At 45.6% G+C, this 25,825-nt stretch carries 18 protein-coding genes and 4 tRNA genes; 18 read left to right on the top strand and 4 right to left on the bottom strand.

Annotated elements, in window-relative coordinates; genetic code table 11:
• Nucleotides 1-131 precede the first annotated feature (131 nt).
• The 16 genes from prfB to ACH19P_RS14205 all read left to right on the top strand — a co-directional run bounded on the left by prfB (nt 132) and on the right by ACH19P_RS14205 (nt 15,324).
• Nucleotides 132-1,230 (top strand): peptide chain release factor 2 gene (gene prfB / locus ACH19P_RS14280; protein ID WP_462159199.1). Its coding sequence is split into 2 segments (ribosomal slippage): nt 132-1,097 and nt 1,099-1,230, totalling 1,098 coding nucleotides; the frame shifts between segments, so codons are not numbered across the junction.
• A 29-nt stretch (nt 1,231-1,259) separates the two neighbouring features.
• Complete coding sequence (gene lysS / locus ACH19P_RS14275) at nt 1,260-2,789, top strand: lysine--tRNA ligase (protein WP_462159198.1); 1,530 nt, start codon at nt 1,260-1,262, stop codon at nt 2,787-2,789.
• Between the two features lie 264 nt (nt 2,790-3,053).
• Nucleotides 3,054-3,227, top strand: coding sequence for a hypothetical protein (locus ACH19P_RS14270; RefSeq protein ID WP_462159197.1), 174 nt, complete (start codon nt 3,054-3,056; stop codon nt 3,225-3,227).
• A 164-nt stretch (nt 3,228-3,391) separates the two neighbouring features.
• Nucleotides 3,392-3,484 (top strand) — tRNA-Ser (locus tag ACH19P_RS14265).
• 37 nt (nt 3,485-3,521) lie between these two features.
• A tRNA-Arg gene (locus tag ACH19P_RS14260) sits at nt 3,522-3,598 on the top strand.
• A gap of 48 nt (nt 3,599-3,646) precedes the next feature.
• A tRNA-Arg gene (locus tag ACH19P_RS14255) sits at nt 3,647-3,723 on the top strand.
• Nucleotides 3,724-3,765: 42 nt separating this feature from the next.
• A tRNA-Arg gene (locus ACH19P_RS14250) sits at nt 3,766-3,842 on the top strand.
• Between the two features lie 802 nt (nt 3,843-4,644).
• Entirely contained in the window at nt 4,645-5,778 is a 1,134-nt protein-coding gene (locus ACH19P_RS14245; RefSeq protein WP_462159196.1) for a hypothetical protein, read from the top strand.
• A gap of 255 nt (nt 5,779-6,033) precedes the next feature.
• Nucleotides 6,034-7,290: a hypothetical protein gene (locus ACH19P_RS14240; protein WP_462159195.1), complete on the top strand. Its 1,257-nt coding sequence runs from the start codon at nt 6,034-6,036 to the stop codon at nt 7,288-7,290.
• 122 nt (nt 7,291-7,412) lie between these two features.
• On the top strand, nt 7,413-8,846 hold the full coding sequence (locus ACH19P_RS14235) for an SH3 domain-containing protein (protein WP_462159194.1): 1,434 nt from the start codon (nt 7,413-7,415) through the stop codon (nt 8,844-8,846).
• Nucleotides 8,843-9,952 carry a dipeptide epimerase gene (locus tag ACH19P_RS14230; protein WP_462159193.1) on the top strand — a complete coding sequence of 370 codons (1,110 nt, stop codon included), beginning with the start codon at nt 8,843-8,845 and terminating at the stop codon, nt 9,950-9,952. The genes ACH19P_RS14235 and ACH19P_RS14230 overlap by 4 nt, the downstream gene beginning before the upstream one ends.
• Nucleotides 9,949-10,710: a L,D-transpeptidase family protein gene (locus tag ACH19P_RS14225; RefSeq protein ID WP_462159192.1), complete on the top strand. Its 762-nt coding sequence runs from the start codon at nt 9,949-9,951 to the stop codon at nt 10,708-10,710. Before ACH19P_RS14230 ends, ACH19P_RS14225 begins: the two co-directional genes overlap by 4 nt.
• A 21-nt stretch (nt 10,711-10,731) precedes the next feature.
• Nucleotides 10,732-12,351 carry a sodium:solute symporter gene (locus ACH19P_RS14220; RefSeq protein WP_462159191.1) on the top strand — a complete coding sequence of 540 codons (1,620 nt, stop codon included), beginning with the start codon at nt 10,732-10,734 and terminating at the stop codon, nt 12,349-12,351.
• The gene (locus tag ACH19P_RS14215; RefSeq protein ID WP_462159190.1) at nt 12,344-13,213 is read left to right on the top strand and encodes a glucosamine kinase nucleotide-binding domain-containing protein; all 870 of its coding nucleotides are present in this window, start codon (nt 12,344-12,346) and stop codon (nt 13,211-13,213) included. The genes ACH19P_RS14220 and ACH19P_RS14215 overlap by 8 nt, the downstream gene beginning before the upstream one ends.
• A 4-nt stretch (nt 13,214-13,217) precedes the next feature.
• A complete protein-coding gene (gene murQ, locus ACH19P_RS14210; protein ID WP_462159189.1) occupies nt 13,218-14,162 on the top strand; it encodes an N-acetylmuramic acid 6-phosphate etherase in 945 nt (314 codons plus the stop codon).
• Complete coding sequence (locus ACH19P_RS14205) at nt 14,155-15,324, top strand: exo-beta-N-acetylmuramidase NamZ family protein (RefSeq protein ID WP_462159188.1); 1,170 nt, start codon at nt 14,155-14,157, stop codon at nt 15,322-15,324. Before murQ ends, ACH19P_RS14205 begins: the two co-directional genes overlap by 8 nt.
• Before the next feature lie 48 nt (nt 15,325-15,372).
• Here ACH19P_RS14205 and ACH19P_RS14200 read toward each other — a convergent pair whose 3' ends face one another.
• On the bottom strand, nt 15,373-16,218 hold the full coding sequence (locus ACH19P_RS14200; protein ID WP_462159187.1) for a MurR/RpiR family transcriptional regulator: 846 nt from the start codon (nt 16,216-16,218) through the stop codon (nt 15,373-15,375).
• Between the two features lie 439 nt (nt 16,219-16,657).
• Here ACH19P_RS14200 and pbp4b point away from each other — a divergent pair, with 439 nt between their 5' ends.
• The gene (pbp4b, locus tag ACH19P_RS14195) at nt 16,658-19,117 is read left to right on the top strand and encodes a penicillin binding protein PBP4B (RefSeq protein WP_462159186.1); all 2,460 of its coding nucleotides are present in this window, start codon (nt 16,658-16,660) and stop codon (nt 19,115-19,117) included.
• Nucleotides 19,118-19,781: 664 nt separating this feature from the next.
• Here the strand turns inward: pbp4b and ACH19P_RS14190 are convergent.
• The 3 genes from ACH19P_RS14190 to ACH19P_RS14180 all read right to left on the bottom strand — a co-directional run bounded on the left by ACH19P_RS14190 (nt 19,782) and on the right by ACH19P_RS14180 (nt 24,343).
• Nucleotides 19,782-22,805: a carboxypeptidase regulatory-like domain-containing protein gene (locus tag ACH19P_RS14190; protein WP_462159185.1), complete on the bottom strand. Its 3,024-nt coding sequence runs from the start codon at nt 22,803-22,805 to the stop codon at nt 19,782-19,784.
• Nucleotides 22,806-23,079: 274 nt separating this feature from the next.
• A complete protein-coding gene (gene lysA / locus ACH19P_RS14185) occupies nt 23,080-24,105 on the bottom strand; it encodes a diaminopimelate decarboxylase (RefSeq protein ID WP_462159184.1) in 1,026 nt (341 codons plus the stop codon).
• Nucleotides 24,050-24,343 carry a hypothetical protein gene (locus tag ACH19P_RS14180; protein WP_462159183.1) on the bottom strand — a complete coding sequence of 98 codons (294 nt, stop codon included), beginning with the start codon at nt 24,341-24,343 and terminating at the stop codon, nt 24,050-24,052. Before ACH19P_RS14180 ends, lysA begins: the two co-directional genes overlap by 56 nt.
• 91 nt (nt 24,344-24,434) lie before the next feature.
• On the opposite strand from ACH19P_RS14180, the gene ACH19P_RS14175 reads away from it, so the two are divergent.
• Entirely contained in the window at nt 24,435-25,814 is a 1,380-nt protein-coding gene (locus tag ACH19P_RS14175) for a Na+/H+ antiporter NhaC family protein (RefSeq protein WP_462159182.1), read from the top strand.
• The last annotated feature ends 11 nt before the right edge of the window (nt 25,815-25,825 follow it).

The raw sequence follows: 25,825 nt of genomic DNA, 5'->3' as shown, positions 1-25,825 counted from the left end.
CTTGCAATAAATTTGTACTTATTCGTATAAAAGCGCTAATAAAGCGAGTAAATTTTTGTTAAAATCGGGCGCTTTTATTGACGCGTCAATTTTGAACCGACGCGAGTCTATTTTTTGCGGAGTAACATTGCATGTTTGAAGTGAATCCTGTGATTAACCAAATCAAGGAAATTCGCGAACGTACTGAACTTCTTCGGGGTATCTTTGACTACGCTCACAAGAAAGAGCGTTTAGAAGAAGTGAATGCCGAACTCGAAGATCCGGCGGTATGGAATGAGCCTGAAAGGGCGCAGGCGTTAGGTAAAGAGAAATCGAGCTTAGAAGCGATTGTTGAAACTATCGAGAAACTCGACAGTGGTACTGACGACGTTGAAGGGCTGGTGGAACTGGCTGTTGAAGCAGAAGATGAAGAAACTTTTGCTGAAGCACAAGCTGAGCTGGCAGATTTAAACTCGCACTTAGAGACGCTTGAATTCCGTCGTATGTTCAGCGGCGACCAAGACAGCAATGATGCATACCTAGACCTACAATCAGGTTCAGGTGGTACGGAAGCGCAAGATTGGTGCAACATGTTATTGCGAATGTACCTACGTTGGGCTGAAGCCAAAGGTTTTAAAGCTGAAATCGTTGAAGCGACCGACGGTGATGTTGCAGGTATCAAAGGCGCAACCGTAAAAATCTCGGGTGAATATGCATACGGCTGGTTGCGCACCGAAACAGGTGTTCACCGTCTTGTGCGTAAGAGTCCATTTGATTCAGGTGGTCGTCGTCATACCTCGTTTGCATCTGCATTCGTGTATCCAGAAATCGACGACAACATTGAAATCGATATTAATCCGGCAGACTTACGAATCGACGTTTATCGCGCGTCGGGTGCCGGTGGTCAGCACGTTAACCGTACAGAATCTGCGGTTCGTATTACTCACTTGCCGACCAACACTGTGGTGCAGTGTCAGAATGACCGCTCGCAGCACAAAAACAAAGACCAAGCGATGAAGCAGCTGAAAGCGAAATTATTTGAGCTCGAACTGCAAAAGCAAAATGCTGAAAAGCAAGCGCAAGAAGATGCGAAATCAGACATTGGCTGGGGTTCTCAGAATCCGCTCATATGTTCTGGATGACTCGCGTATTAAAGACTTGCGCACAGGTGTTGAGAACCGTAATACCCAAGCTGTGCTTGATGGTGACCTCGACAAGTTTATTGAAGCAAGCCTGAAATCAGGCCTGTAAGTAAAACGCCAAATTTATAGAGCTAAAAAATGACAGATCAAATCCAAGACGAAAACAAATTAATTGCAGAGCGTCGTGCAAAGCTCGACGCGATTCGTGAGAATTGTAGTGCTAACGGTCACCCAAATAGTTTCCGTCGAAAACACTACACTGCTGATCTTCAAGCTGAGTTTGGTGAAAAATCGAAAGAAGAGCTAGTTGAACTTGATCATCAGGTAGCGGTTGCGGGTCGTATTCTTGCGAAGCGTGGTCCTTTCCTTGTGCTACAAGATATGAAAGGTCGTATTCAGGCATATGCATCAAAAGACGTGCAAAAAGACCTCAAAGAAAAATATGGTCAGCTTGATATCGGTGACATCATTGGTGTGGCTGGTCCACTTCATAAGTCAGGTAAAGGTGACTTGTATGTTGATATGCAAGACTATGAATTACTGACTAAGTCACTGCGTCCGTTACCAGAGAAGTTTCACGGCCTTTCAGACCAAGAGACGAAATACCGTCAGCGTTATGTTGATTTGATCACTAATATGGATACGCGTGAGACGTTCCGTATACGCTCAAAAATCATCGAAGGTATTCGTCGATTCTTAGCGGAACGTGATTTCATGGAAGTTGAAACGCCTATGCTACAGGTTATCCCTGGTGGCGCATCAGCGCGTCCATTTGTGACTCACCACAATGCGCTCGATATCGACATGTACCTACGTATCGCGCCTGAACTATACCTAAAGCGTTTAGTGGTAGGTGGTTTTGACCGTGTGTTTGAAATTAACCGCAACTTCCGTAATGAAGGTCTTTCAACGCGTCACAATCCAGAGTTCACAATGATTGAATTCTATCAAGCGTACGCAGATTACAATGATCTAATGAACATCACTGAAGACATGCTACGTACAGTGGCACAAGATGTGTTGGGCACAACAACGATTGTAAACACCACCAAAGATGCTGAAGGTGAAGTGGTAGACAGCGTTGAGTACGATTTCGGCCAGCCGTTTACGCGTTTGAGCATGGCAGACGCAATCATGAAGTACAACCCAGAGTTTGATGCTGCGGTATTTGCAGACCCAGAAAATCACATGGAACAACTTATCGCATACGCTAAGCAAGTACACGTGAAGATCCCAGAAAAGTGTGTTTGGGGTGCGGGTAAGTACATGTGTGAAATCTTCGAAGAAACGGCTGAGCACAAGTTAATTCAACCTACGTTTATCACTGAGTACCCGTGGGAAGTATCGCCACTGGCTCGTCGAAACGATGAAAATCCATTTGTTACTGATCGCTTCGAATTCTTCGTTGGTGGTCGTGAGCTAGCAAACGGTTTCTCTGAGCTTAATGATGCAGAAGATCAAGCGGCACGTTTTGCGCGTCAGGTTGAAGAAAAAGATGCGGGTGATGATGAAGCTATGCACTTTGACGACGATTACATTCGTGCACTTGAGTATGGTTTACCGCCAACAGCAGGTGAGGGTATCGGTATTGACCGTTTAGTGATGTTATTCACTGACTCACCGACGATTAAAGATGTTATCTTATTCCCGCATATGAGACCGGAATAAGACCGTAACAATTAATCACCTTAAAAAACGCGGCTTATAGCCGCGTTTTTTATGAGCATCACTGTGCGATATCTCTCAAAAAGTCCCACGTCTAGTCTCAAATTCACCTTGAAAATTACCCAAAATAATTACAACTATATGATTTTATTGTAATTTATTCTTGTTAAGTTAAATTTAGCAATCTATTCTTTACTGTGAAAGCTGTATGTGTAGACTATAATTGTGCCCAATTGGAGTACAATAAAAAGAATGGGGAGACACAATATGAACAACGAAGAGCTCTTACCCGACATTCCTACTGATGATAAGCGTGAAGCTTATTACCGAGCCTGCATTATGGAATTTGAACGCTTGGGTTATCGTGATCAATTTTTGAATGAAATAAGTGAAGACTTAGAAGAGAAAATGAAGAAACTAGAGCAGTCGTCAAGCAAATAGCTATTGCTCATAAAACTAAGTTTTAAACATCGAAAAATGGCTCAAAAGGGCCTTTTTTTATGTCTTTTTGGGCCGTATGCACAATCTATGAGCAGACAGACTGATTTTAATAGAAAAGTGTTTGACATATTTGCTCAACCCTTTATTATACGCCCCACAAAGACGGAGAGGTGGCCGAGTGGCTGAAGGCGCGCCCCTGCTAAGGGTGTATAGGGTTTGTAGCCCTATCGAGGGTTCGAATCCCTCCTTCTCCGCCATTTATTTTATAAATGGCTATTCTTTGTTGATAGATATGGACGCATAGCTCAGCTGGATAGAGTACCTGGCTACGAACCAGGCGGTCGGAGGTTCGAATCCTCCTGCGTCCGCCATCTTCCTTCAAGATGGTCTACTATCTATTAGTCACTTTTTTATGTAACGGACGCATAGCTCAGCTGGATAGAGTACCTGGCTACGAACCAGGCGGTCGGAGGTTCGAATCCTCCTGCGTCCGCCATAATTCAAGTGACAAATCAGAACAACAGTTCAAAGACATAACGGACGCATAGCTCAGCTGGATAGAGTACCTGGCTACGAACCAGGCGGTCGGAGGTTCGAATCCTCCTGCGTCCGCCACTTCTTTTAAAGGAAGTGAGAAGAAACCAACGAAAGTTGGTTTTTTTATGCCTGAAATACAGTGACGCAAGAGGTTACGAACCTCGAAGGTTCGTTGATTTCCAATCTTGGCCTGCGTCCGCCACTTCTTTTCTGGGAAGTGAGAAGAAACCATTGAGCGTTGGTTTTATTATGCCTGAAATTTAGCGACGCAAGAGATTACGAACCGCGAACGTTCGTTGATTTCTGATCTTGGCTTGTGTCTGGCACTTTTTTGGAAGTAAGAAGAAACCATGAGCATTGGTTTTGAGCTTGAGTTTCAATAAATGCACTGTCACATAACCTCTATCGTAATTCCGTATTGCTCTTTACGCTCGCATCAAGATTTACCTTATCATCTTGCCCTAAAGGTGCCAGCATCGAGAGTCAATGCGAGTGACATTGCTACGCAGATTGCCAGTTAGAGCGCGACACACTTTGACTGGCGCCAATCAATAGCTAGCGCGTTAAGCCTTTAGTATTTGAACTCTTGATAACCCCATTTCGATTGTTGAAATTATTGTAACGATAAATGCAATAATTTATATCTAGTGTACTGATTTTAGTGTTGGTGTTAACTAGCTGAAATGTCAGGTAATAATAAATTGTGGTGTATTTTAATTGGAAACTACTCATATGTTTATTCCTATTTGATCTTAGGTGCCCTCTACAATAGAACTATAATTGCAACAAAATTTTTACCTTGAAGTTACAAAAAATTGATAACTAGATGGCTCAATCTTGAGTCATTTTTGTCAACACGAACGAACAAGGAAAAGCCACAATGAATAAGACAATGATTTTTGTTTTAGTAAGTTCTCTGTTAAATACAGGCGCATGGGCAGGTCAGCCTGGAGAAAATACGCAAGGTAGTACAACGACTTCGGTAGCAGATAGCGTTATAGGAGCGGATTCCTGCTTAAATACCGCTATGGACACCGCGAATGATTCAACGAGCGATGTTTCAGCCGATGCCTTAGCAGCTGCAATGTCAGAAGCTTCCTCTTACATAGACATAAGCTACGCCGGAGAAGTAACACTCGATATGATAAGGCACGGTAATAACGGCGCTGTGCATCAAGTCGAACTAAATGCGACTATGGGCAGTGGCACGCTTTTCGCCCAAATTGCAACCTCTGATGCGAATGGAAGTTCGCAAGCACAGTCATTCTCAAATGCAGAAGCGCAGGCCACTGCTGAGATGATTGCGCTAGCTTACATGAGCGTATTTCAAGGGATTAATTTTACGATTGATCTCACAGTCATAGAGATCAATGTTAAAGTGGGTACGCAAGCAACTGCTTCAGCTGTTGCTGGAGTAGAAGGTTCAACTGAAAGTGAGGCTGGATCTGGATCAGAAGGCGGATCCGATGGCAGCGGCTCTGGCTCAGGTAGCGCAACAGGTGGTGGCATATCATTGAGCGGCTCTTCATTTTACGTACAAGGTGCAAACATCGAGGCGTTTTCTACATATATGACTGCTGCCAGCGGTACTGTGTTTAATGTTCAATCCAGTGCCCTTACTCAAGTGTATGCGGACGCAATGGCAACTTCCTTCGCTTATGCGATGGCTGAAGCATCAGCGCAAGCTCAAGCCGCCGGTCAGCTCACGTTTGAATGGGATTTGCCTGTTCTAGGTTCTGGTTCGTTACCGATAGTAACTAGCTTCGACACTGCGTCGGATGCCGCGCAGCAAATAGCGAATGCGGCTGAGTCAATCGCAGTATATGCGCAAGCTGCAGCGACGTCCTCTGCAAGTGCGTTGGGAGGATCTTCTGTTACTATGGGAATGATGGTCAATTATGAGAATCTACCTGGTACTGACGACCTGTTGGAAATAGTGGGAAGTGGAAGCTTGGCGCTGGATTGTTCTCAAGCGTCAGCCAGCGCCAGTGCTAACGCAAATACTGGAGACTAACCTTAAGTTAAAGAAAATTAAATTGGGTCATACACAATTAAGCCACCTATTTGGAATATAGGTGGCTTTTCTACTTTGAATCAGTTGACGTAATGAGTTATTACTTTCGCGTCGCTGAGCAGTTACCACTCCCCCATTTCTATTCTTCGTCGAGTGATTGCTAATGACATGCATCAACATTCATCCTTTATCTGTATTTGCGCAAATTTAAAGCTGTGTTACATTTAAATAAAATATTCTAAAATAAATAATAATATGAAATATTTGTTGCCACTGGTCATAGCATATCCGTTACTTAGTGTCGAAGCACTCCACGCAGAGGAAGTGCTGGATCCCAACGAAAAAGCCTATATGGACGCAGTGATGTTGGCGATGCCACCAACCCCGTCCGATATGAGTGACCGAAATATTAGTTGTGCCTTGCCCACGAAAGACGGCTTTGGTAAAAGCGCCACGCAAATTCAATATGAGATGGATGGGTGGGTTGAACGCCTTGATGCACAGTGGGACTACTTCGATATCGCACCTGAGGAAGGCCGTATTCTTGTAATTGAAACAGTGCAAGATACGCAGGGAGTGCCACATTATCGATACTTCGCTAACCAGACTCAGGCGCAGGTTTACGAGCCGTGGAGTAGTTCTAAAGTAATGGCTATTACTGGGGCGATTAGCCACATGCGCGCCAAAGGCAATGTTGGTGCACTAGCTAGAGCTGGGGATATCGCCGTGGCCGACCTCATCACGAGTGTACATAGTTATCAACAAGAAGGTGGGGCAGATGGTAATTCAAATGCCATTGCGACTTACTTTGCCAACCTCGCAACACGCGGTTACCTGACGGGTCTTTTCCACGAAAAATGGCTGAAAATCAATGATCCTCGCCTTCATTTTAGTGGAGCCTATGCCAATGAAGTATTCACACCCAGTGATCTAAATTGGTATCAACAGAATATAGCCGTGGCTGCGCCATATTATGCTAAGGCCAGCGATGACCCCGACTACCAAACATATCGCTGTGACACCTGTGGATTAACGGGTAACAAACCCATGACCACGCTGGCGCAAGCTGAGTGGCTCAAACGTTTGAGCATGCATCAGAGTGAATCCTCAACGGCACACCCTAATTTGCACCCAGAGGATATTGAAGTACTGTTTTATGGTCTTCCTGATTCCATCGGAGGTATGAGTAAAGGCATTGGTGTGTCATTACATCACGCTATCGCTCAGGCGTTCGCTGATAAACAAGCGAATGAGGCATTCGATTGGCTTGATAGCAATACACAAGGCAAGTGGCGCGTATGGCAAAAAATTGGTTGGGGCCCGAGTGAAACGCGTGGTCAAAGCGAGCAAGTGCTGTTAGCGCAGGTGTGCTTACCGATTGAAGCTGGGCCACGTGCATTTACTATTGCTGCGCAAGTAAGTGTTGAAGGCGCAAGTGACAGGAGTGTGGTGCATGCGGGGCGTAAATTGGAATCATTGTTAATTCAAACATTGTCAAAATTAAAAGAATAAACTATTCCTTTGTGGTGTTTGTTTTCGTAATAGTTTGCTAGGATAGAGCAATTAAGTGGCCCCAGGGTGGAACTTAGAAACGCTTCACCCACTCAGATATGAGGCACGCTCGGAGACCAAGAATGTATAACAGCCGTAAATCTTTATTACCAGTTTTAGTAGTTAGCGCATTATTCGGCGCAACGCCAAGCATCGCGCAATCTGTGCAAGAGCAGAATATTGCCCCCTTTGTTAGTGATGTGCCTCAGGTACAGCAAGTCATGCTATCGCCTGCATTTTGGTTAAAACAACACGCTGACCACAAACCGCTGATGAGCACTGCGCAAATTCAGGCATTTAACCGTGAACTTATCGCTACAGATAAACATGTGATTGACCCATTGGCTTTTGCTACGGAGCTTTCTGCTGATGAGCTAATACAACAAATACAAAAAACCAGCGCAACACCTTCCAGCCCACGTTTTTATGTCGATGGCACGGCACTCACGAAAGCCGATTTTGAGCGCTATCATGCCAACACCAATAAAGAAGCTGTAAAGCTAACTAATGAAGTTCGTTTTGGTATGGTGGTGAATCGCACGTCGTTACGCACCTTTCCAACCGATGACCGTGTACTTAACGCAGAAATGGACGCAGATTTAGACAGGTTTCAAGAAAGTGGCGCTTTCCCGGGTGAAGCGGTTGCAGTTTTGCACGAAAGCGCAGACAAGCAATGGTATTTAGTTGCCGCATACAACTACACCGCATGGGTGAAAAAGTCGGCCATTGCAGTTGGCGGCAAAGACATCATTAATGACTTCATGAACAGCAAAGACTTTATCGTAGTCACGGGTGATAAAGTCGATACCACCTTTGTACCAAACAAACCTCGAGTTTCCGAAGTACAGTTGGATATGGGCGTGCGCCTGCCCTTAATGCCTAAAGAAGAAATAGCCCATCTAACTCATGGACAAAATAGTTTTGCCAGCTACATCGTGAAATTACCCGTACGTAATGATGATGGCAGCTTAGGGTTTAAACCCGCATTGTTACCACGCTCGAGTGACGTCAGTATTGGTTACTTACCCTTGACGAGTTACAACCTCATTGCACAAGGATTTAAATTCTTGGGTGAACGTTATGGTTGGGGGCATGATTACAATGCGCGCGACTGTACGGGCTTTGTTGGTGAAATATACAAGACTTTTGGCGTGATGATGCCGCGTAACTCATCGTGGCAAGGCGCAGGCGAATATGGCCATAACTGGCGTTTTGACAAAGCAGCTACGCTAGCAGAAAAACACCAAGTCCTGAGCAAAATGAAAGTCGGCGACCTCATTTATATCCCAGGTCATGTGATGATGTACATCGGCGATTATGAAGGTCAGCCCTACGTAATTCATGATGTAAAAGGCCTAGGCTATATCAAAAGCGATGGTGGTTTTTATGATGGTGAGCTCAACGGCGTATCGGTCACGCCTTTGTTGCCTTTGCATTTAAACAGCAAAACCTCGTACCTAGACCGTACCTATGCAATCAAGCGTATTGCAGTAGTCGGTAAAGGTGGTGCTCAATGATAATTAAATCGGTGCGTTTTGCACGTATGTCGGTGCCGCTACACACACCTTTTAAAACCGCACTGCGCACTGTTTCCAGCATTGAAGATTTGGTGGTGATGGTCGACACCCATTGCGGCAAAACAGGGTATGGTAGCGCCCCTAGCACACCGGTGATCACTGGCGACACCCATCAATCAATGCTGAGCATCATCAATACCGTATTGGCACCGCAACTAATCGATCAGGATGTACGTAATATCAATGCGTTATGTAATCGGTTGGCAGGGGCCGTGGTTGCGAACAGCAGTGCCAAAGCAGCGCTGGAAATTGCCCTTTATGATTTGTGGAGCCAAGATTTAGGCGTGCCGCTGTATCAGGCATTGGGTGGTTTTCAAAATGAACTGAAAACGGATGTCACGATTAGCGTGGACAGCGTTGAAAAAATGCTCGCTGACTGTGATATCGCACTCGACAAGGAATTTGATGTACTCAAAATCAAAATCGGTAACGATCTTGAGCAAGATATTAAACGGGTACAAGCGATTGCTGATCATGTTGGTAGCAAAGCCTCTTTACGATTAGACGTTAACCAAGGTTGGGATGCCAAGCAAACTGTGCGCGCATTGCAAGCGATTGAGAGCCAAGGTATAGCCCTAGAGTTGGTTGAACAACCAGTGAAAGCGCATGACATTGACGGTTTGCGCTATATCAGTGAGCGCGTGCAGTCAAAAATCATGGCAGATGAAAGTGCTTTTTCCCCAAAGCAAGTGGTGACCTTACTTGAGCGTGGCGCGGTCGATATCATCAACATTAAGTTGATGAAAAGTGGTGGCTTAAGCCGTGCTATTCGTATTGCCGATATTGCAGCAACGTACGATTGCCCATGCATGATTGGTTGTATGTTAGAAGGCAGTATTGCCGTTTCAGCGGCGGCCCATTTAGCGGCGGCAAAATCGCAGCAAATCAGTTTAATTGATTTAGATGGTCCTGCGCTTGGGCAATATGATCCAGTGCAAGGTGGCGCAATGTTCTCTGGCCCTATGATTCGCCTTAATAACAGCGCGGGGTTAGGAATCACGCACATTGATGATCTTATCGAACTTCCCAACGGAGTATGGCAATGAATAACAAACTAAAAAGCCTAATGCTACTGATGAGCGCTCTAATTAGCAGTAGTGTCACTGCAAGTGAACAGCCAATCGCATCGAACAATCAACAGCTCGCGGTCGTTGTTACTGACTCATGGACCGATATTCAAGGTGAAATGACCTTGTTTGAGCGCGATGAAGACAATCAATGGCAAGCGGTGAGCGAACCCAGTGCTGTGGTTATTGGCCGTACAGGTCTGGCATGGGGGATTGGCATGCATCAACCACAGCTGGGCCAACAAAAAGTAGAGGGCGACGGTAAGGCACCTGCGGGGGTATTCGCGCTAGGTGATGCTTTCGGCTATCTGGAGTCGGTAAAAACGGGCCTTGAGTATCACGCAATGGATGCCGGTGATTACTGTATTGATGTGCAAGGCTCTGCGTATTACAACCAAATGGTGAACACTAAAGTGGTGGGTGAAAAGGCTGTTGAAGGCTCATCAGAAGCGATGCGCCGAGATATTCACAGCCAAGATGACCTGTACAAAAAAGGCATTATCGTTGCCCACAACCCAGATAATATTGATGGTGCTGGAAGCTGTATTTTCATGCATCTATGGCGTGCAAATGACAAACCTACAGCTGGATGTACCGCAATGGCAGAGCCAGATATGGATGCGTTATTAGCTTGGCTTGATAAGGATAAGCAGCCGTTAATGGTTATTTTGCCGCGCATGGAATATGTGCTTAAACAAAGAGATTGGCAGCTCCCTAGTTTAGCTGCGCAAAAATAACAAGAAGAAGACGAACAGTACATGAATGCACATTATGAACCCCTCGACTGGCTTGTGTTTGGCGCCTATGCCTTACTTATCGCCCTAACCGCATGGTGGTTTAATCGCAAAAAAGCCAATACTTCGGCAGAGTATTTTCTTGGTGGCAATGCGATGCCTACTTGGATGGTTGCAGTGTCGGTGTTAGCAACCTCGCAATCTGCAGCGACTTTTATCGGTGGCCCAGATCAAGGCTACCAAGGCGACTTATCCTATTTAGCAACGAATATCGGTGCGTTTATTGCCGCCATCATTGTGGCGCAGGTGCTGATCCCGCGTTTTTATCAGTACAAAGTGTACACAGTCTATGAATTGTTAGAACAACAAGTTGGCCCCAAAGCTAAGCGTCGCGCGGGGTTGATGTATTTGTTTGGGCGTGTGTTTGCTAGTGGTGCCCGCTTGTATATGGCGGCGATTGCTGTGGCGATGATTCTGTATGGCAACATTGCTGCAAGCAGTGTCGTTATTGCGACAGTGGTTTTGGTTGTTATTGGTATCGCCTACACCATTTTCGGCGGCATCCGCACCGTTATTTATTCAGATGTTATTCAATGTATCGTCTACACCAGTGCTGCGGTATGCGTGATTGTCAGCTTGTGGCTGGCAATTCCGGCAGATTTCTCCACAGTGGTTGATGCACTGCAAAACCCCGGGCTTGAGCAGGGCTCTAAGCTTGCCCTATTCAAGTTTGATTGGGACTTCAGTGCTTCTGGAGTCTTCAATATGTGGTCGGTGTTAACGGGGTTTGTATTGTTAAACATTGCCGCATTTGGTTTAGATCAAGACATGACGCAGCGCGTATTGACCTGTAAAGATGCACGTTCGGGCAGTCGCGCAATTTTGCTCAGTATCGCAATGGTCATCCCGGTCATGTTTTTATTCATCGTAATTGGTTTACTGTTGTTCGTGTTTTATCAGCGCCCAGACATCATGATGGGAGCGGTTGATGGTTCGAATGTGGGGCAGTTTCAAGGCGAGAAAATAACCGTGTTTATGCACTATGTGCTCAATGAAATTCCCGCTGGGGTTAAAGGCTTGGTGACCATCGGCATCATTGCAGCCGCAATTTCAACATTGAATTCTGGGCTTAGCTCCATGGCATCGGTTGTTGTACAAGATATTTATAAGCCCTGGCATGAAAAGCGTAAACCTGAGCAAGACGACCATCATTATGTTGTAGTGGGGCGGTTTGCCATGTTGGGTGTGTCATTCGCTTTAGGGGCGATGGCAATTCTGTGTTATTTCTGGCAGCAATATTCGCAAATGCCGCTGCTTAAGTTTGCGCTCAGCGTCATGGTGTTTTCATATTCAGGGTTATTAGGCGTTTACTTCACTACTTTGTTTTTAAAGCGTGGCAGTGAAACGTCGGTTTTAGCTGCTTTAATCGTGGGTTTTGTGGCCACTTTAATGATGCAGCCATATGTGCAAAGTGTGATTCTCCCTCAGCACTGGCAATTTAACCTCGGTTTTACATGGCAATTGTGTATTGGTACGGCGTTGGCAACGTTTGTGTGCGCCATAGGCCGCAAACCTGCGATAGAGAAACACGCTGTTTCTGCAAGCGAATCTCAGTCAATGAAGCAACAGGTGAGTTATGAATAACTGGGTGCTTGCCATCGACGCGGGTGGCTCAAAGACAGCGCTGCGTTTATACGATCCTGACGGTATGGTTGTATCAGAGAACATCGGCACTGGGTCATCATTGAGCCATGATTTGCAAGGAAGTTGCCAGAATATTGTGGAGCATGCCCAAGATATATTAGCGGCTAATGATATGTTGGCTTTGCACACCGACATTGCAGTCGGTGTTGCGGGGGCGGGCAATGCTCAAGCCAAAGAGGCACTTGTCTGTGCGTTACAAAACAACGGCTTTAAACAACCAAAGGTCGTTAGCGATGCGCTGACTTCAGCTTTAGGAGCCAATCTAGGCGAACCCGTTGCCTGCGTGGCGCTGGGAACCGGCTCAGTAGGTATGCGTTTACTGAATGATGGTAGCACGCACTTAGTGGGCGGTTGGGGCTTTGCCCTTGGCGATGAAGGCAGTGGCGCGCGATTGGGAGCGATGTTAGTGCAAGCCTTGATGCATGCCATTGATATGCAAACGGTACTTCCCAAAGTATTAGAAAACGTTGCGGCGAAAATTGGTAGTAACCGTGCACAGTTAAGCCAATGGCTCAGCGAGGCACAAATAGTAGATTACGCACAGTTAAGTCAGATTATTTGGCAATGTCAGACCGGCTGTGATCTAGCAAGTGAGATTCTAACGCGCCATGGACAAGCAGTTGAACGCTTAATCTTGGATACGCGGTCAGATTATGACTTGCCGGTGGTATTGTTGGGCGGTTTAGCGCACAATACGGCCCCATTATTGGCACCAAGGTGTCAACAGTTCGTGCAGCCTGCAAAAGGCTCATCTTTAGATGGTGCCTATATTTTGGCAAAAAGTAAGAATAAGTGGAATTAAATCAATGAGTTTACAAAATGAGCGTCGTTCTAAACTTCTGCGGGAGTTAAACACTATTGTTTCAGAAGGGCAAAACCCAGAAACCTTAGACATTGATCTCCTCCCGACAGAGGCGATTCTTCGTAAGCTTAATGATGAAGATCAAAAGGTTGCACCTGCATTGCGCGCGATCATTCCGGAGGTCGCCAAAGCAGTTGATGCCATTGTCGACGCATTCAGTAAAGGGGCTCGCTTAATTTACATCGGTGCAGGAACAAGTGGCCGCTTGGGCGTGCTCGATGCTGCGGAGTGTCCCCCTACTTTTAGTGTTGACCCAAATCAGGTAGTAGGGATCATTGCGGGTGGTAAAAAGGCGATTCAAACGGCGGTAGAGGGTGCGGAAGACAACACCGAATTAGCCGTTGAAGACTTAAAGCATCACAACCTTTGTGCTGACGATGTCGTGGTTGGCATCGCTGCCAGTGGCCGCACGCCTTATGTGGTGTCGGCGCTGAATTTCGCCCGTGAACAAGGTTGTGTTACTGTGGGGATCAGTTGCTCGCCTAATTCTGCAGTTCTGAATGCGGCGGATATTCAACTGGCTGCAGTGGTCGGCCCCGAGGCCTTAACAGGTTCAACACGTTTGAAATCAGGCACTGCACAAAAGCTCGTACTGAATATGCTTACAACGGCGAGTATGATCCGCTCAGGCAAGGTATATCGCAACCTTATGGTTGATGTGAACGCCAGTAATGACAAGCTCAAAGCACGAGCGGTACGTATTGTTATGCAAGCCACAGAGTGCAGTGAACAAGAGGCCGTTGATGCTCTAGCACAAAGCGAACAAAGTGCTAAGCTCGCAATCCTGATGCTGCTGACAGGCAAAACAGCTGAGCAAGGGAAAGAACTGCTAGTTCACAACAAAGGTTTCCTTCGTGCCGCAGTCGAAGAGGTCGAAGGCGATGCTTAAACGCGCTTCAACCTTAATTGTTAGTGCGCTAATGCTATTAATGACAGTCGCTTGCAACGCGCAGCAGGCAGATATTCAAGTTGGTGCCAGCCAGTTTGATAAGTACCTAGCGCAATTACAAGGGAAACGCGTGGGGTTAGTGGTCAATCAGACCTCTATGGTAGGAGATAGCCACTTAGTCGATGTCTTGTTGGCGAAACAAGTAAAAGTGACCACCATTTTTGCACCAGAGCATGGCTTTCGTGGCGATCATGATGCCGGAGCACATGTGAACTCTGGCATTGATAGCAAAACCGGTTTACCCATTGTCTCTATCTACGGCAAGAATAAGCAGCCCAATTTAGATGTTATGGGTCAAGTAGATGTCGTTATTTTTGACATCCAAGATGTCGGCGTACGTTTTTATACTTATATTAGTTCCATGCATTATATGATGCAGGCAAGTGCACTAGCCGGCGCTGAATTTATTGTGCTCGACCGTCCTAATCCAAATATCGCTTATGTAGACGGGCCCATTTTAGAGAGTGAATTTCGGTCGTTTGTGGGTATGCACCCAATTCCAGTGCTTCATGGCATGACTGTGGGGGAGTTGGCGAAAATGATTGTTGGTGAAAAATGGCTTGATGAAGGGTTAGTCCCCGCACTTACTGTAATACCGGTAGCCAACTACGGTCGCGATATGGCGTATTCACTACCGATAAAACCCAGTCCTAACTTACCGAACGACCAAGCGATAGGCTTGTATCCATCATTGTGTTTCTTTGAAGCAACACCCGTCAGTATTGGCCGCGGCACGGACTTTCCATTCCAAGTGTTGGGTTTTGATGAAATCGCATTGGGCGAGTTTGAGTTTTCCCCTCGTTCTATTGCTGGAGCTGCCAGTAACCCTAAACTTAAAGATAAGATTGCCAAGGGCTTAGACTTGCGTCAAAGCCCAGTGCGAGGACTTGATTTAGGTTGGTTAATTAGCGCCCACGATAAATTTAAACAACAAAATACTGAATTTTTTACCAGCGCTAACTTTATGGATAAGCTTGCGGGCACAGACGAGTTACGCAAGGCCATCGAAGCCGGCCAATCGGAAGCTGAGATTAAGGAAGCATGGCAAGCAGGGCTTGAAGAATTTATTGCGATGCGCAAAAAATACCTGCTGTACCAGTAACTGAAGTGTTATCTCCCATCGTTAAAAAGGCCCGAAACGGGCCTTTTTTTAATTCTCGCGAAACGCTTTAACCACGTCGTTAGAATGCTCTAGAAGCTTGCGACCCGGACGCGTAGCTTGGGTTAGCGCAATGAACAGAATATCAATGACAAAGTCCTGCGCTGTTCTGGCAAGAATAGATGACAAACGAATTGACTCTTCTTCTGCTACTGAATACAAATTCACCGTTGCACCGTCTGCAACGGGACTTGATCCAAATTTGGTTACTGCAATGACTGGGCAGTTATTTTCATGGGCTTGATGAGCAGCCTCTGCTACTTCACGGGTTTTACCCGACTCACTAATCGCAATGACAAGGTCGTCTTTACCTAGGGTTGAGACGTAGGCCAGTTGTGCATGGCCATCCGCTTCGGCGATGGCTGCAATGCCAAGCTTCTGAAGTTTGTAGGCAAAGTCTTTTGCTACCAATGCAGAACCACCTAAACCACATATCGCCACGCGGCGTGCATTTTTAAGAAGAGATACCGCTAGTTCGACCGAATGGGCTTCGTTAAGGTTCTTAGTCTCACTGAGCACAGCCATTTTGCTGCTTAATAGCTTTTCCGCAATTTGCTCTAAACTATCATTAAGTGTGATTTTGCCGTGTAGTTTAGGTGCGGGAGATTCTGAATTTAGGGCGTCGATAACAGCGAGTTTAAATGCGGGGAAGCCTTTGTATCCGAGCTTTTGCGCGAACTTAACTACACTTGATTGGCTTACGCCTACGACTTTAGCTAACTCAATAGATGATAAGTCACGAATAGCATTGGCTGAGTTCAATGTGAATTCAGCGAGTTTAGCTTCGCTACTCGAGAAAGATTGGCGCAGTGCCTTAATTTTTACAAATGTCGACATAAGAAGTTGCTTAATTTTTGTTAGGTTTCTTTGTCACATGGGTACATAAATGTTTGGTACACATGTTAACACAACGTAATAACTACAGTTTAACCTGATATTCCAAACTAAAGGAATAAAAAATTTCAGGTAACCTTGCATCCTGAAAGCATTGAAATCGGTACATTGATGTAAAGGTAACGATTTGAATAATGCTAACAGTCTATTCTGTAGAAGGAATAAATACAAATTTTGGAATATATATTTTATCCATATAAGTTTGAATGAAATAAAATATTATTGTACTGTAAGGGTACAATTATCGAGCGTGTACCAAAAAAGCTGTAATGAATTGCATCATTTGACATGTTTGGCCATGTAAGTGCATAGAAAATTCTGGTTTAAGTAGGTACATCGCGCTGTTCGCGTGACGTTGAACGTAAATTTACTACAGGTTGATATGAACAAGGATCTTTTGCCTTTCTTTTATAAGACCACATTGTTCGCCTTTTTGGTGAGCGTGCTGAGCAGTTGTAGTTCGGGCTACACATTTAAGCAATCGCAAAACTATTCAAAGCGCATCAAATTTTTAGTGATGCACTATACCGCTATCGATTATGAAAAGTCTGAGCGAGTGCTGGTAGAGGAAGGAGGTTTAAGTTCACATTATTTGGTGCCTGAAAGTAATGATCCTAGCTATGGTGACAAAGAGCTCGAAGTTATTCAGCTTGTCCATGAACAAGACAGAGCCTGGCATGCGGGCAGCAGCTATTGGCAGGGAAGAACAGACTTAAATGACCATTCCATCGGTATTGAAATAGTTAATGTGCCTACGTGCAGCTATTCGCAACCTAAAGAGCAGATAGGGGCGAACAGTAGCCAGCGCTTTTGCGTATTCCCTGATTACGATCCTAAGCAAATCGAGCTGCTGATAGAGCTCAGCCAAGACATTCTTGCTCGTAATCCAGATATTGGCCCAACACAGGTTGTGGGTCACGCTGATATAGCGCCTGAGCGAAAAAGTGACCCAGGTCCGCGCTTTCCTTGGTATCAGTTATATCAAGCGGGAATAGGTGCTTGGTATGAGCAGCAAGATGTCGAATCTTACTGGCAATATTTTAGCGTGGCACCGCCCTCAATCGCTTTGATGCAACAAGCACTGGCGGACTATGGTTATGGCATCGATGTCACCGCACAAATTGATAAACAAACTTTGGACACGCTTAGCGCGTTTCAAGCGCATTTCTTGCCCTGGCAAATGAATGCTCAAGCGGATGGCAAAACTGCGTCTGTCTTGTTTGCACTGCTGAAACGCTACAAACCTAAAAAGGCAGAAAAGCTGTTCGCTCAGTATCAAGAATTAGGTAAGGCAAAGCCACATATTTTGGTGCTTGGTAATGAGCAGTTGCTTGTTGAGTATCCACAGCAAAACCCAAGTTCCCGCATCGATGTGAACAACAAATACCGCTTTAAGTCTTACCAAGGGCGCGGTGAAATCATTATTGAAAACATTAATGCGCAGCGTGCAGAGATTGTCGTCAACGGTGAGACCATCAATATAGCCGAACCGCTGCAGGAAGAGCACACTTACCGCTATTCGCTAGCAAGGCGCACGCACGATGGCACCAATACTGTGTATGTGAAGTCCGTTTATCCAGAAGATGCACAGTTACGAATTCGCATACCTGCACCCACGCTCGCCAGAACTGATAAAGAGCGCATCGATTTCTCCTCTGTAGATGAATTGATTGAGCAAGAAGTGGCCGCAGGGTTTCCTGGTGCGGTGCTCGGGGTAGTCTACAAAGGCCGCATGGTGAAACTGAGTGCGTACGGGCATGCACGCAAATATGAGGATGGTGGTAAAACTCTGGCAATCCCTCAACCCATGCAGACTGATACTTTGTTTGATATTGCTTCCAACACCAAGATGTTTGCAACGAATCTAGCCTTGATGCACCTTGTGTCAAAAGGTTTGCTCGATGTCAGTAAGCCCATCAGTCATTACATCAAAGAGTATACAGGGCAAGGGCGTGATGTACGCTTGGTGGAAGACTTATTAACTCACACAGCAGGCTATCCTGAGGTTGTGGACTTTCACCGTGTTGATAATCACCTTGGGCAAGCATATTACTCACTCAACAGTGAATGGACGAAGTACTTAATCACCCATGCTGTGCCGTTCGAGATGATGCGCGGGCAGCGCCACGTATACAGTGACGTGGATTACATGTTACTGGGTATGCTCGTAGAGCGAATCTCCGGCATGCCGCTAGATGCTTACGTTGAAACGCAATTATATGGGCCGCTTGGCATCAACACGATGGCCTTTAATCCTTTGCAAAAAGGCTTCACAACTGCGCAAATAGCAGCGACTGAGATCCACGGCAATACCCGAGGCGGGCGTATCGATTTTGATGGTGTGCGCAATTATGTGCTGCAAGGTGAGGTTCATGACGAAAAAGCCTTTTATTCATTAGAGGGCGTGGCAGGTCACGCGGGTTTGTTTGCGAACGTGGAAAGTGTCGCAAAACTAACACAAATGTTGCTAAATTCGGGAAGTTATGGTGAAGTGCAACTTGTCTCACCAAATGTGATTGATCAATTTATTAAGCCGACGGCAACCGATGAAAGCTACGGTTTAGGATGGCGTCGCGCCGGAAATGGTGCACGCACCTGGCACTTTGGCCCATACGCAAGTGCGCGTGCCTATGGTCATACCGGCTGGACAGGGACGGTCACAGTGATTGACCCAGAATATGACTTGGCAGTTATTTTGTTCACTAACGCTCGCCACAGTGAAGTGGTGGGCAGCGACACACGGTTTGAGTTTAAAGGCAAAGAATTTGAAACGGGGAAATATGGCTCAGTTGTCACCCGCGTTTATGAGGCGATTCTTCAACATCGCCATAGTAACAGCTAACACAGGATACCCCTGCCTGGGTATTCATTCAAAACGGCATCATTTGATGCCGTTTTTTTTGCTCGCAATAACGACCTCCCTTACAGGAAATTAATTATTTATTTCAGTGCTGACGTTACTTGAAACAAGCACTGAATATAGCCATAGAGATGGTGATTGTTTTCTCTTTTTTTTGGGTACACTTGGTTCGTCGATAATCATTAAAAACGTTAATTACTGCGGGTCTAAAATTCACAATAAGGAAGTTTTATTTTGGAAAAAAGTGTTAAGAAGTCATCGATATCAAAGTGGTTTTTAGGAGAGTACTCATGGACCGTAAAAGTCTGTTGGTTCATGGCCACATGGATATTCGTATACGTAGGCGTCACAAAAGATGAGAGCATGTGGATGCTTATGCTAGATGGACACTTCAACTCAAGTTTGCTGCTCTTTGCAATTGGATACCTTTCAGATCTTCGTTATAGGCTAATCAAAGACGTAAGAATTAATTAGGGTCAACAGACCCTAGGCGTGCTAATACAAACCAATTTGGATTATGTATCTATTTGATACAAATAACATTATTTCGTTGAGTTAAACAGGGCAGTGAGTTGCTGATTGCAAAGATATAAGGAAATGTGAAGGCCAAAGAAAAGCGCCCTTACGGGCGCTAGTCTGGGGGTGCTTAGAACTCGAAGTTGAAAGACAACTGTACGCGGCGCGGGCTGTAACGGCTGCGCGCTTCACCGAATGTCTCATCGTCAAAGTATGGGTTATTGTTATACCCGGTTTGACGGTCGAACACGTTGAAGATATCGGCACGGAACTGCATAGCGAAGTCGCCGTAGATATTGATATCCTGCGTGTAGTTCAAATCTAGCTGCCAGTGGCTAGCACTGCGACGGCTGCCAGCAGGTTCTGCATAGCGGCTGGTGTCGCTTGAGTAACCATAAGGCGTACCGTGCCATTTCTCCCAAGGGCGACCAGACTGGAACACAAAGTAGGCACCAATGTTCGCTTCCCAAGGCGTGGTGTAGTAACCATACACTTTTAACTTGTGTGGTTTGTCACCTGAAAGCGTACCGTAGCGGTAATCCCAAGGGTAGCGACCGCGACCATCACCGTACCAAGATGAACCGATGAAGGTGTTCGCATCATTGGTTGCTGTCGTGTTGTCTTGGTCGAAGTTGCCGTAATAGTGGCTCCAAACATACGAAGCATTTAGGTAGGTGTTGTCACCTAAGTATTCTGCTTCTAAGCTTGCTTCCCAATACTTGGTTTCACCACCATCCACCTCAGCGATAACATAAGATGAACCACCGATTTCAGCACGTACTTCGTCTAGGTTGTCGATATACAAACCTTTAGCGGCGATATCATCAGGGACACCCGGTACGTCTAGACCTGAGTAATCAGTTAGACGTGCATTGTTCGGCATATCTTCCCAAAAGTGCATACCCTTACGGTGGCGGACGTGTGCGCGGAAAATTAGGTCTTGGCCAACATACTTGGTCGTACCTAACGTCAACTCATTGATACGGCGAGGCTTCATATCTTCTTGGAAGAATTTACCTGATGAACCTTCACGTGGTTCAGCGTAAATTACGTTGCCGTTTGCGTCGAATTCAACATCAAGTTCTGAACGCGTGTTTCGGTCCCAAGAGGCCGCACGAGCGAGTGAGCTTGTTGCTGGGTTGTAGATGGCGAAGTTTGCGAATACATCGTTTTCACCTTCGTAGTTCCACTTCACACCTAAACGTGGTTGCAGCATGTCAGTCCAATCAGTTTGATACATCTCATACTTGTGACCCGGTGCGACTTCATAGCCCGAAACAGTGCCAGATTTGGGTTTTAAACCTTGGCCATAATAGGTATCGCGGCTCACCAATAAACCCAGGTTGTATGTCCAGTCTCCGATTTCAATGGTGTCATTAAATTCAATGTTGATAGACTCATTTTCAGAGACGATTGCAGGTACTGCTGCACCACCGCCACCAACAAGACTCATCTGTTGGATGTAAGCACGGTAAATAACTGGCGCATCGCTGCCCGCTTCTTTACTTTCATCTAAACCGCCAACATAGCTTATTCTGCCCCAACCATTAGAGAGACGAGTTAGGATTTCTTTTCCTGATGACCACTGCGCACCAAAATGCAATGAGTGGAAGGCATCGCCCCAGTTCATTTCATGATCAATTTCAAATTCGAAAGATTCTCGTGAAAAATCACTGTTATCGAACTGGTGATATGCACCAACTTGACCACCACCTACTTTCTGCCCATTTTCGGTGTAACCATATTGCGCTATTAAGTCCGCCGCGCCTGCATTAAATGCAGCAATCTGTTCGGCTGTATAGCCAGAATCTGCGTCTAGCAAAGATGGAACTGAAAAGTAGCCCATTTGTGTTAAGTCACTTAGATTAAGTTGACCTGTAATAGACGGCTCTACAGATAAAACAGTGTCAGGTATTGTGCCAGTCTCTAAATCGAATGTACTGTATTGGAATGACAGTGTAGTAGCACCAGTAATCAACCATGAACCATCTAAAGTAAAGATATCTTGGTCAGCTTTATCACCAGCAGAAACTGAATCGGCTCCATAGGCACCTATTGAGCGACCTTCAATGGTTTTATCTGAAGTACGTTGCGAAATGTTAAAGAGTAAATCGTCTGTCGGAGCCCAAGTTAGCTTACCAAAATATTCATCACGCACACTTTTGTAATCTTTGACATCGCCATAAGCAGTGTCTTTGTTCGTTCGCTCCACTTCTGGGCGATAGTACGAGGTGTAGAAGTACAAGGTATCTTCAATCAGCGGGCCACCTAGGTTGGCAGTTAACCAGCTCTTATCTAACTCATAACTTTCAGCGCCGATTGGCGAGGCTACGAGACTTTTGGGTTGTACTTTATATTCAATACCCCCTTCGAACTCATCCGTACCAGATTTAGACACTGTATTGATGGCGAAACCACCTGAGCGGTTAAAGTCGACAGCTTTCGCACCACCACGGTCCATCGTTACGAACTCAACATCGTGAGTTGATGGCTCAGAGGCTAAGTTACCGAACATTGGCAATGATACGTTAACACCGTCAAAGCCATAAGAGTTATCGACACCTGAACCACCTGCAGATGGGCCTAGTGTTGCATTTTCTGACAGTTCAACACCCGGAACAAGTTTGAGTAGGTCACGATAGTCCTGACCGATGGGGATATTCTTAACTGCGTCTTCACCTAACGAGTTCGTCAGTGAAGAATTACCTTGGCGATAAAGGCGGCTTCCTGAGACTTCAATGATCTCAGTTTTGTCACCCACCATGCTGAGCTCAACATCCACTTTAGATGTTTGCTCAAGCAAGACTTGTACAGTCATTGTCTGACTCGCACCATCTTTGTTAGTGAAGGTGAGTTCATACGTGCCAGGCTTTAGCTGCGGTAGGTCATAACTACCATCAGCGCGCGTAACCGTAGTACGTGCTTTTGGCATCACGTTACTAGTTGCTGTCACGGTTACACCGGCCATTGACTTGTCAGTCTGTTGCGCGATGACTGTACCCTTAATACTGCCAGTGAGTGCTGCTAGTGCAGGACCACTCACAAATGCAGCAGCAATTAACGTGGACGTAATTGCTGCTTTTGGTGAGCGAACTGCGCGGTAGGTTGCCTGCGCAAGTGAGCTCATTGTAAAGCTTGGTTTGCTTCGTTTCATCGTATCCCCATCCTTATAATAAATTATTTATTGGTTGGACTATTACCCTGTACCCTGTTAACACTGTGCCTACTTCCATTGTTGTACATCTATTAAACAAGTGTTGCGGATATTAATCAAGAATAATTTTTTCTAGTTATTCCTTAAATTAAAAATAAAATATATGTTAATGGGTGTAAAGGTACGACCGAGAGTAAATCTTACTCTCGGCTAATTATTCATCTATATGTTTGAAAAATAGTTAAATAACGATAAAAGTTGCTTGGCTGGTAGGTTACAGCCAATTTGGAAGGGTATCGAGTGAAAGTAGTGCGTCAAAATTGATACGTTCACGAATAATACTGTATTCCTGAGCGTTAACGAGGACTTCGGGGGCATTCAAGCGTGAATTGTAATGGGATGCCATGACAGCGCCATATGCGCCAGCACCCATGATTGCAACTAAGTCTCCCTCGGAACATTCGCCGATTTCACGGTTTTTCGCAAACGTGTCGCCCGTTTCGCACACTGGACCGACAATATCGTAAGTGGCAGTAGCTTGCTTTTGTTCGACAGTCGCTATGTGATGATAGGCATCGTACATGCTTGGACGGACTAAATCGTTCATCGCCGCATCCAAAATTAAAAAGGTACGTACTTGGCCTACTTTTACGTACTCAACTCTAGTTACTAACACACCCGCATTGCCCACCATAGAACGACCTGGTTCGATAATAATCTTACAACCCAGTTCAGCTAGGTGTGTTTGCGCGTGCTTGGCATAGGCAACGATGTCAGGTTCGTCATGGTGCTCGCCATAGTTAATACCCAGACCTCCGCCAATATCAATGACGCTAATGTGAATACCCTTGTCCTTAAGATCGCGCACAAGTTGAGCCACTTTCGCAAAAGCGTGAGAAAATGGTTCCAGGTCAACAAGTTGAGAGCCTATATGTACATCGACGCCGGTGACTTCAATGCCAGGTAAGCTGGCTGCTTTTGCATATAAAGCAGGTGCTAAATCGATATTGATACCGAATTTGTTTTCCGCTTTGCCTGTCGTAATCTTTGCGTGTGTTTTGGCTTCAACGTCAGGATTCACACGAATCGAGATGCGTGCGGTAGTGTTACTTTGCGCTGCAAGTCGGCTGATACGCTCAAGCTCAGGTTCAGACTCAACATTGAACTGCAAAATACCTTGTTCTAAGGCGTATTGAATTTCTTGCTCGCTTTTACCCACACCCGCAAATACGATTTTGTCTGGACTAATGCCCGCGGCTAGCGCGCGGCGGATTTTCACCTTCTGAAACTGTGTCTGCACCCGCGCCTAATTGGGCGAGGGTTGCCAAAATTGCCTGATTTGAGTTGGCTTTTACAGCATAACAAATTAAGCTATCCAACCCCGAAAAGGCATCGCTATAACGCTTGTAATTACTTGCAATCGCCGCGCTAGAATAACAATAAAAAGGTGTGGGGACATGCTTGGCTAGTTCGCTGATAGCTAAGTCCTCAACGTGCATTTGCTGGCCCACATAGGGGAAGTAGGGGAGTGGATGCATAACTAAAAAATTACAGATAAATGAAAATTGATTGAATAATCTATGCTCATTTGCAAGACTATTCAAGCTTTATAATAACAAGGATAACAACATGTCGTGGTATTCCATACTGCCGCCGATCATTGCGATAGCAATCGTCTTTTGGCGTAAAGAGGTGATTATGGCCCTGCTTGTTGCAGTGGCGTCATCTGAATTCTTACTGGCTTTGAGTGGCGAAGGTAATACCTTATTCTTCACTTTTATCAATACCATAGAGCGTGTTGTTGAGACTGCATCGTCGCCAGGAAACAGCCGAGTGTTACTCTTTAGTGTGCTCATTGGTGCTTTGTTGGCTTATATCCGAGAATCGGGTGGTGTGGCTGCGACAGTGAATTTGCTTATCGGAAAAGGGGTGGCTAAGTCCAAGCGCCAAGTTGGATTTTTGACCATGTTTTCCGGTGTTGCTGTATTTATTGAGTCAAATCTCAGCGTATTAACTTCGGGTATTCTATCTAGAGGATTATTCGACAAATTTAAAATGAGCCGAGCACGCTTGGCTTACATTATCGACAGTACCAGCGCACCTGTGTGTATTCTAATTCTTCTAAACGGGTGGGGAGCATACATCCTAGGCTTGCTGGATAACTATGAATTGGAACAGTCATCAGTCTCTATATTATGGGGCAGTATTGGCTATAACTTCTACGCTATCATTGCACTGTTGTTAGTTGCCTACACCATTATTTCAGATAAAGTCCACGGGCCGATGAAAGAAGCGGAACGAAAGCTTGAGAAAATAGATGTGACCGAACATGCAGAAGCTGACAAAGGCACCAAAGCGCGCTTTATGTTGGTCCCATTGTTTACGCTGATCACCTCCATGGTGGGCTTTATGTACTGGACCGGTAATGGCGATATCGCTCAAGGTAGTGGCTCCCAGTCAGTCCTTTACGCAACGATTCTATCGTGTGTTGTCGCTTACCTATTACTGACTTTCAGTAAGCTTTTTAGCCATCATGAACTTGTGGACATGGGTTTCAAGGGGATGGGTGAGTTACTTCCTCTTGTTGCCATCGTGTTGTTGTCGATGGCACTTGGCTCAAGCTTAAAAGAGCTGGGTACCGGCGTATTCGTTGCCTCCTTAGTGGGTGATTACTTACCTCTGGTGTTAGTTGTGCCGATGTTATTCTTAACTGGCGCGGTTATTTCATTCACGACAGGTACGTCGTGGGGGACGTTTGCGATACTCATCCCAATTGGTGTGCCATTAATTCAAGCCCTAGGACTTCCCCCTTCACTGGTACTTGCGGCCATCTTGGGTGGCGGTGTGTTTGGCGACCACTGCTCGCCGATTTCAGATACCAGTGCGGTGTCGGCGATTGCCTCTGGATGTGATTTACTGACTCACGTTAAGACGCAAATGCCATACGCACTATTTGGTGGTGTACTGACATTCATCGCATATTTCTTAGTGAGCTTGGTGATGATCTAGAGCAAAAATTG

Source organism: Pseudoalteromonas sp. GB56 (assembly GCF_054923835.1).
Note: the sequence above shows the minus strand (reverse complement) of the source record. Positions and strands in the feature narration are given on the sequence as shown.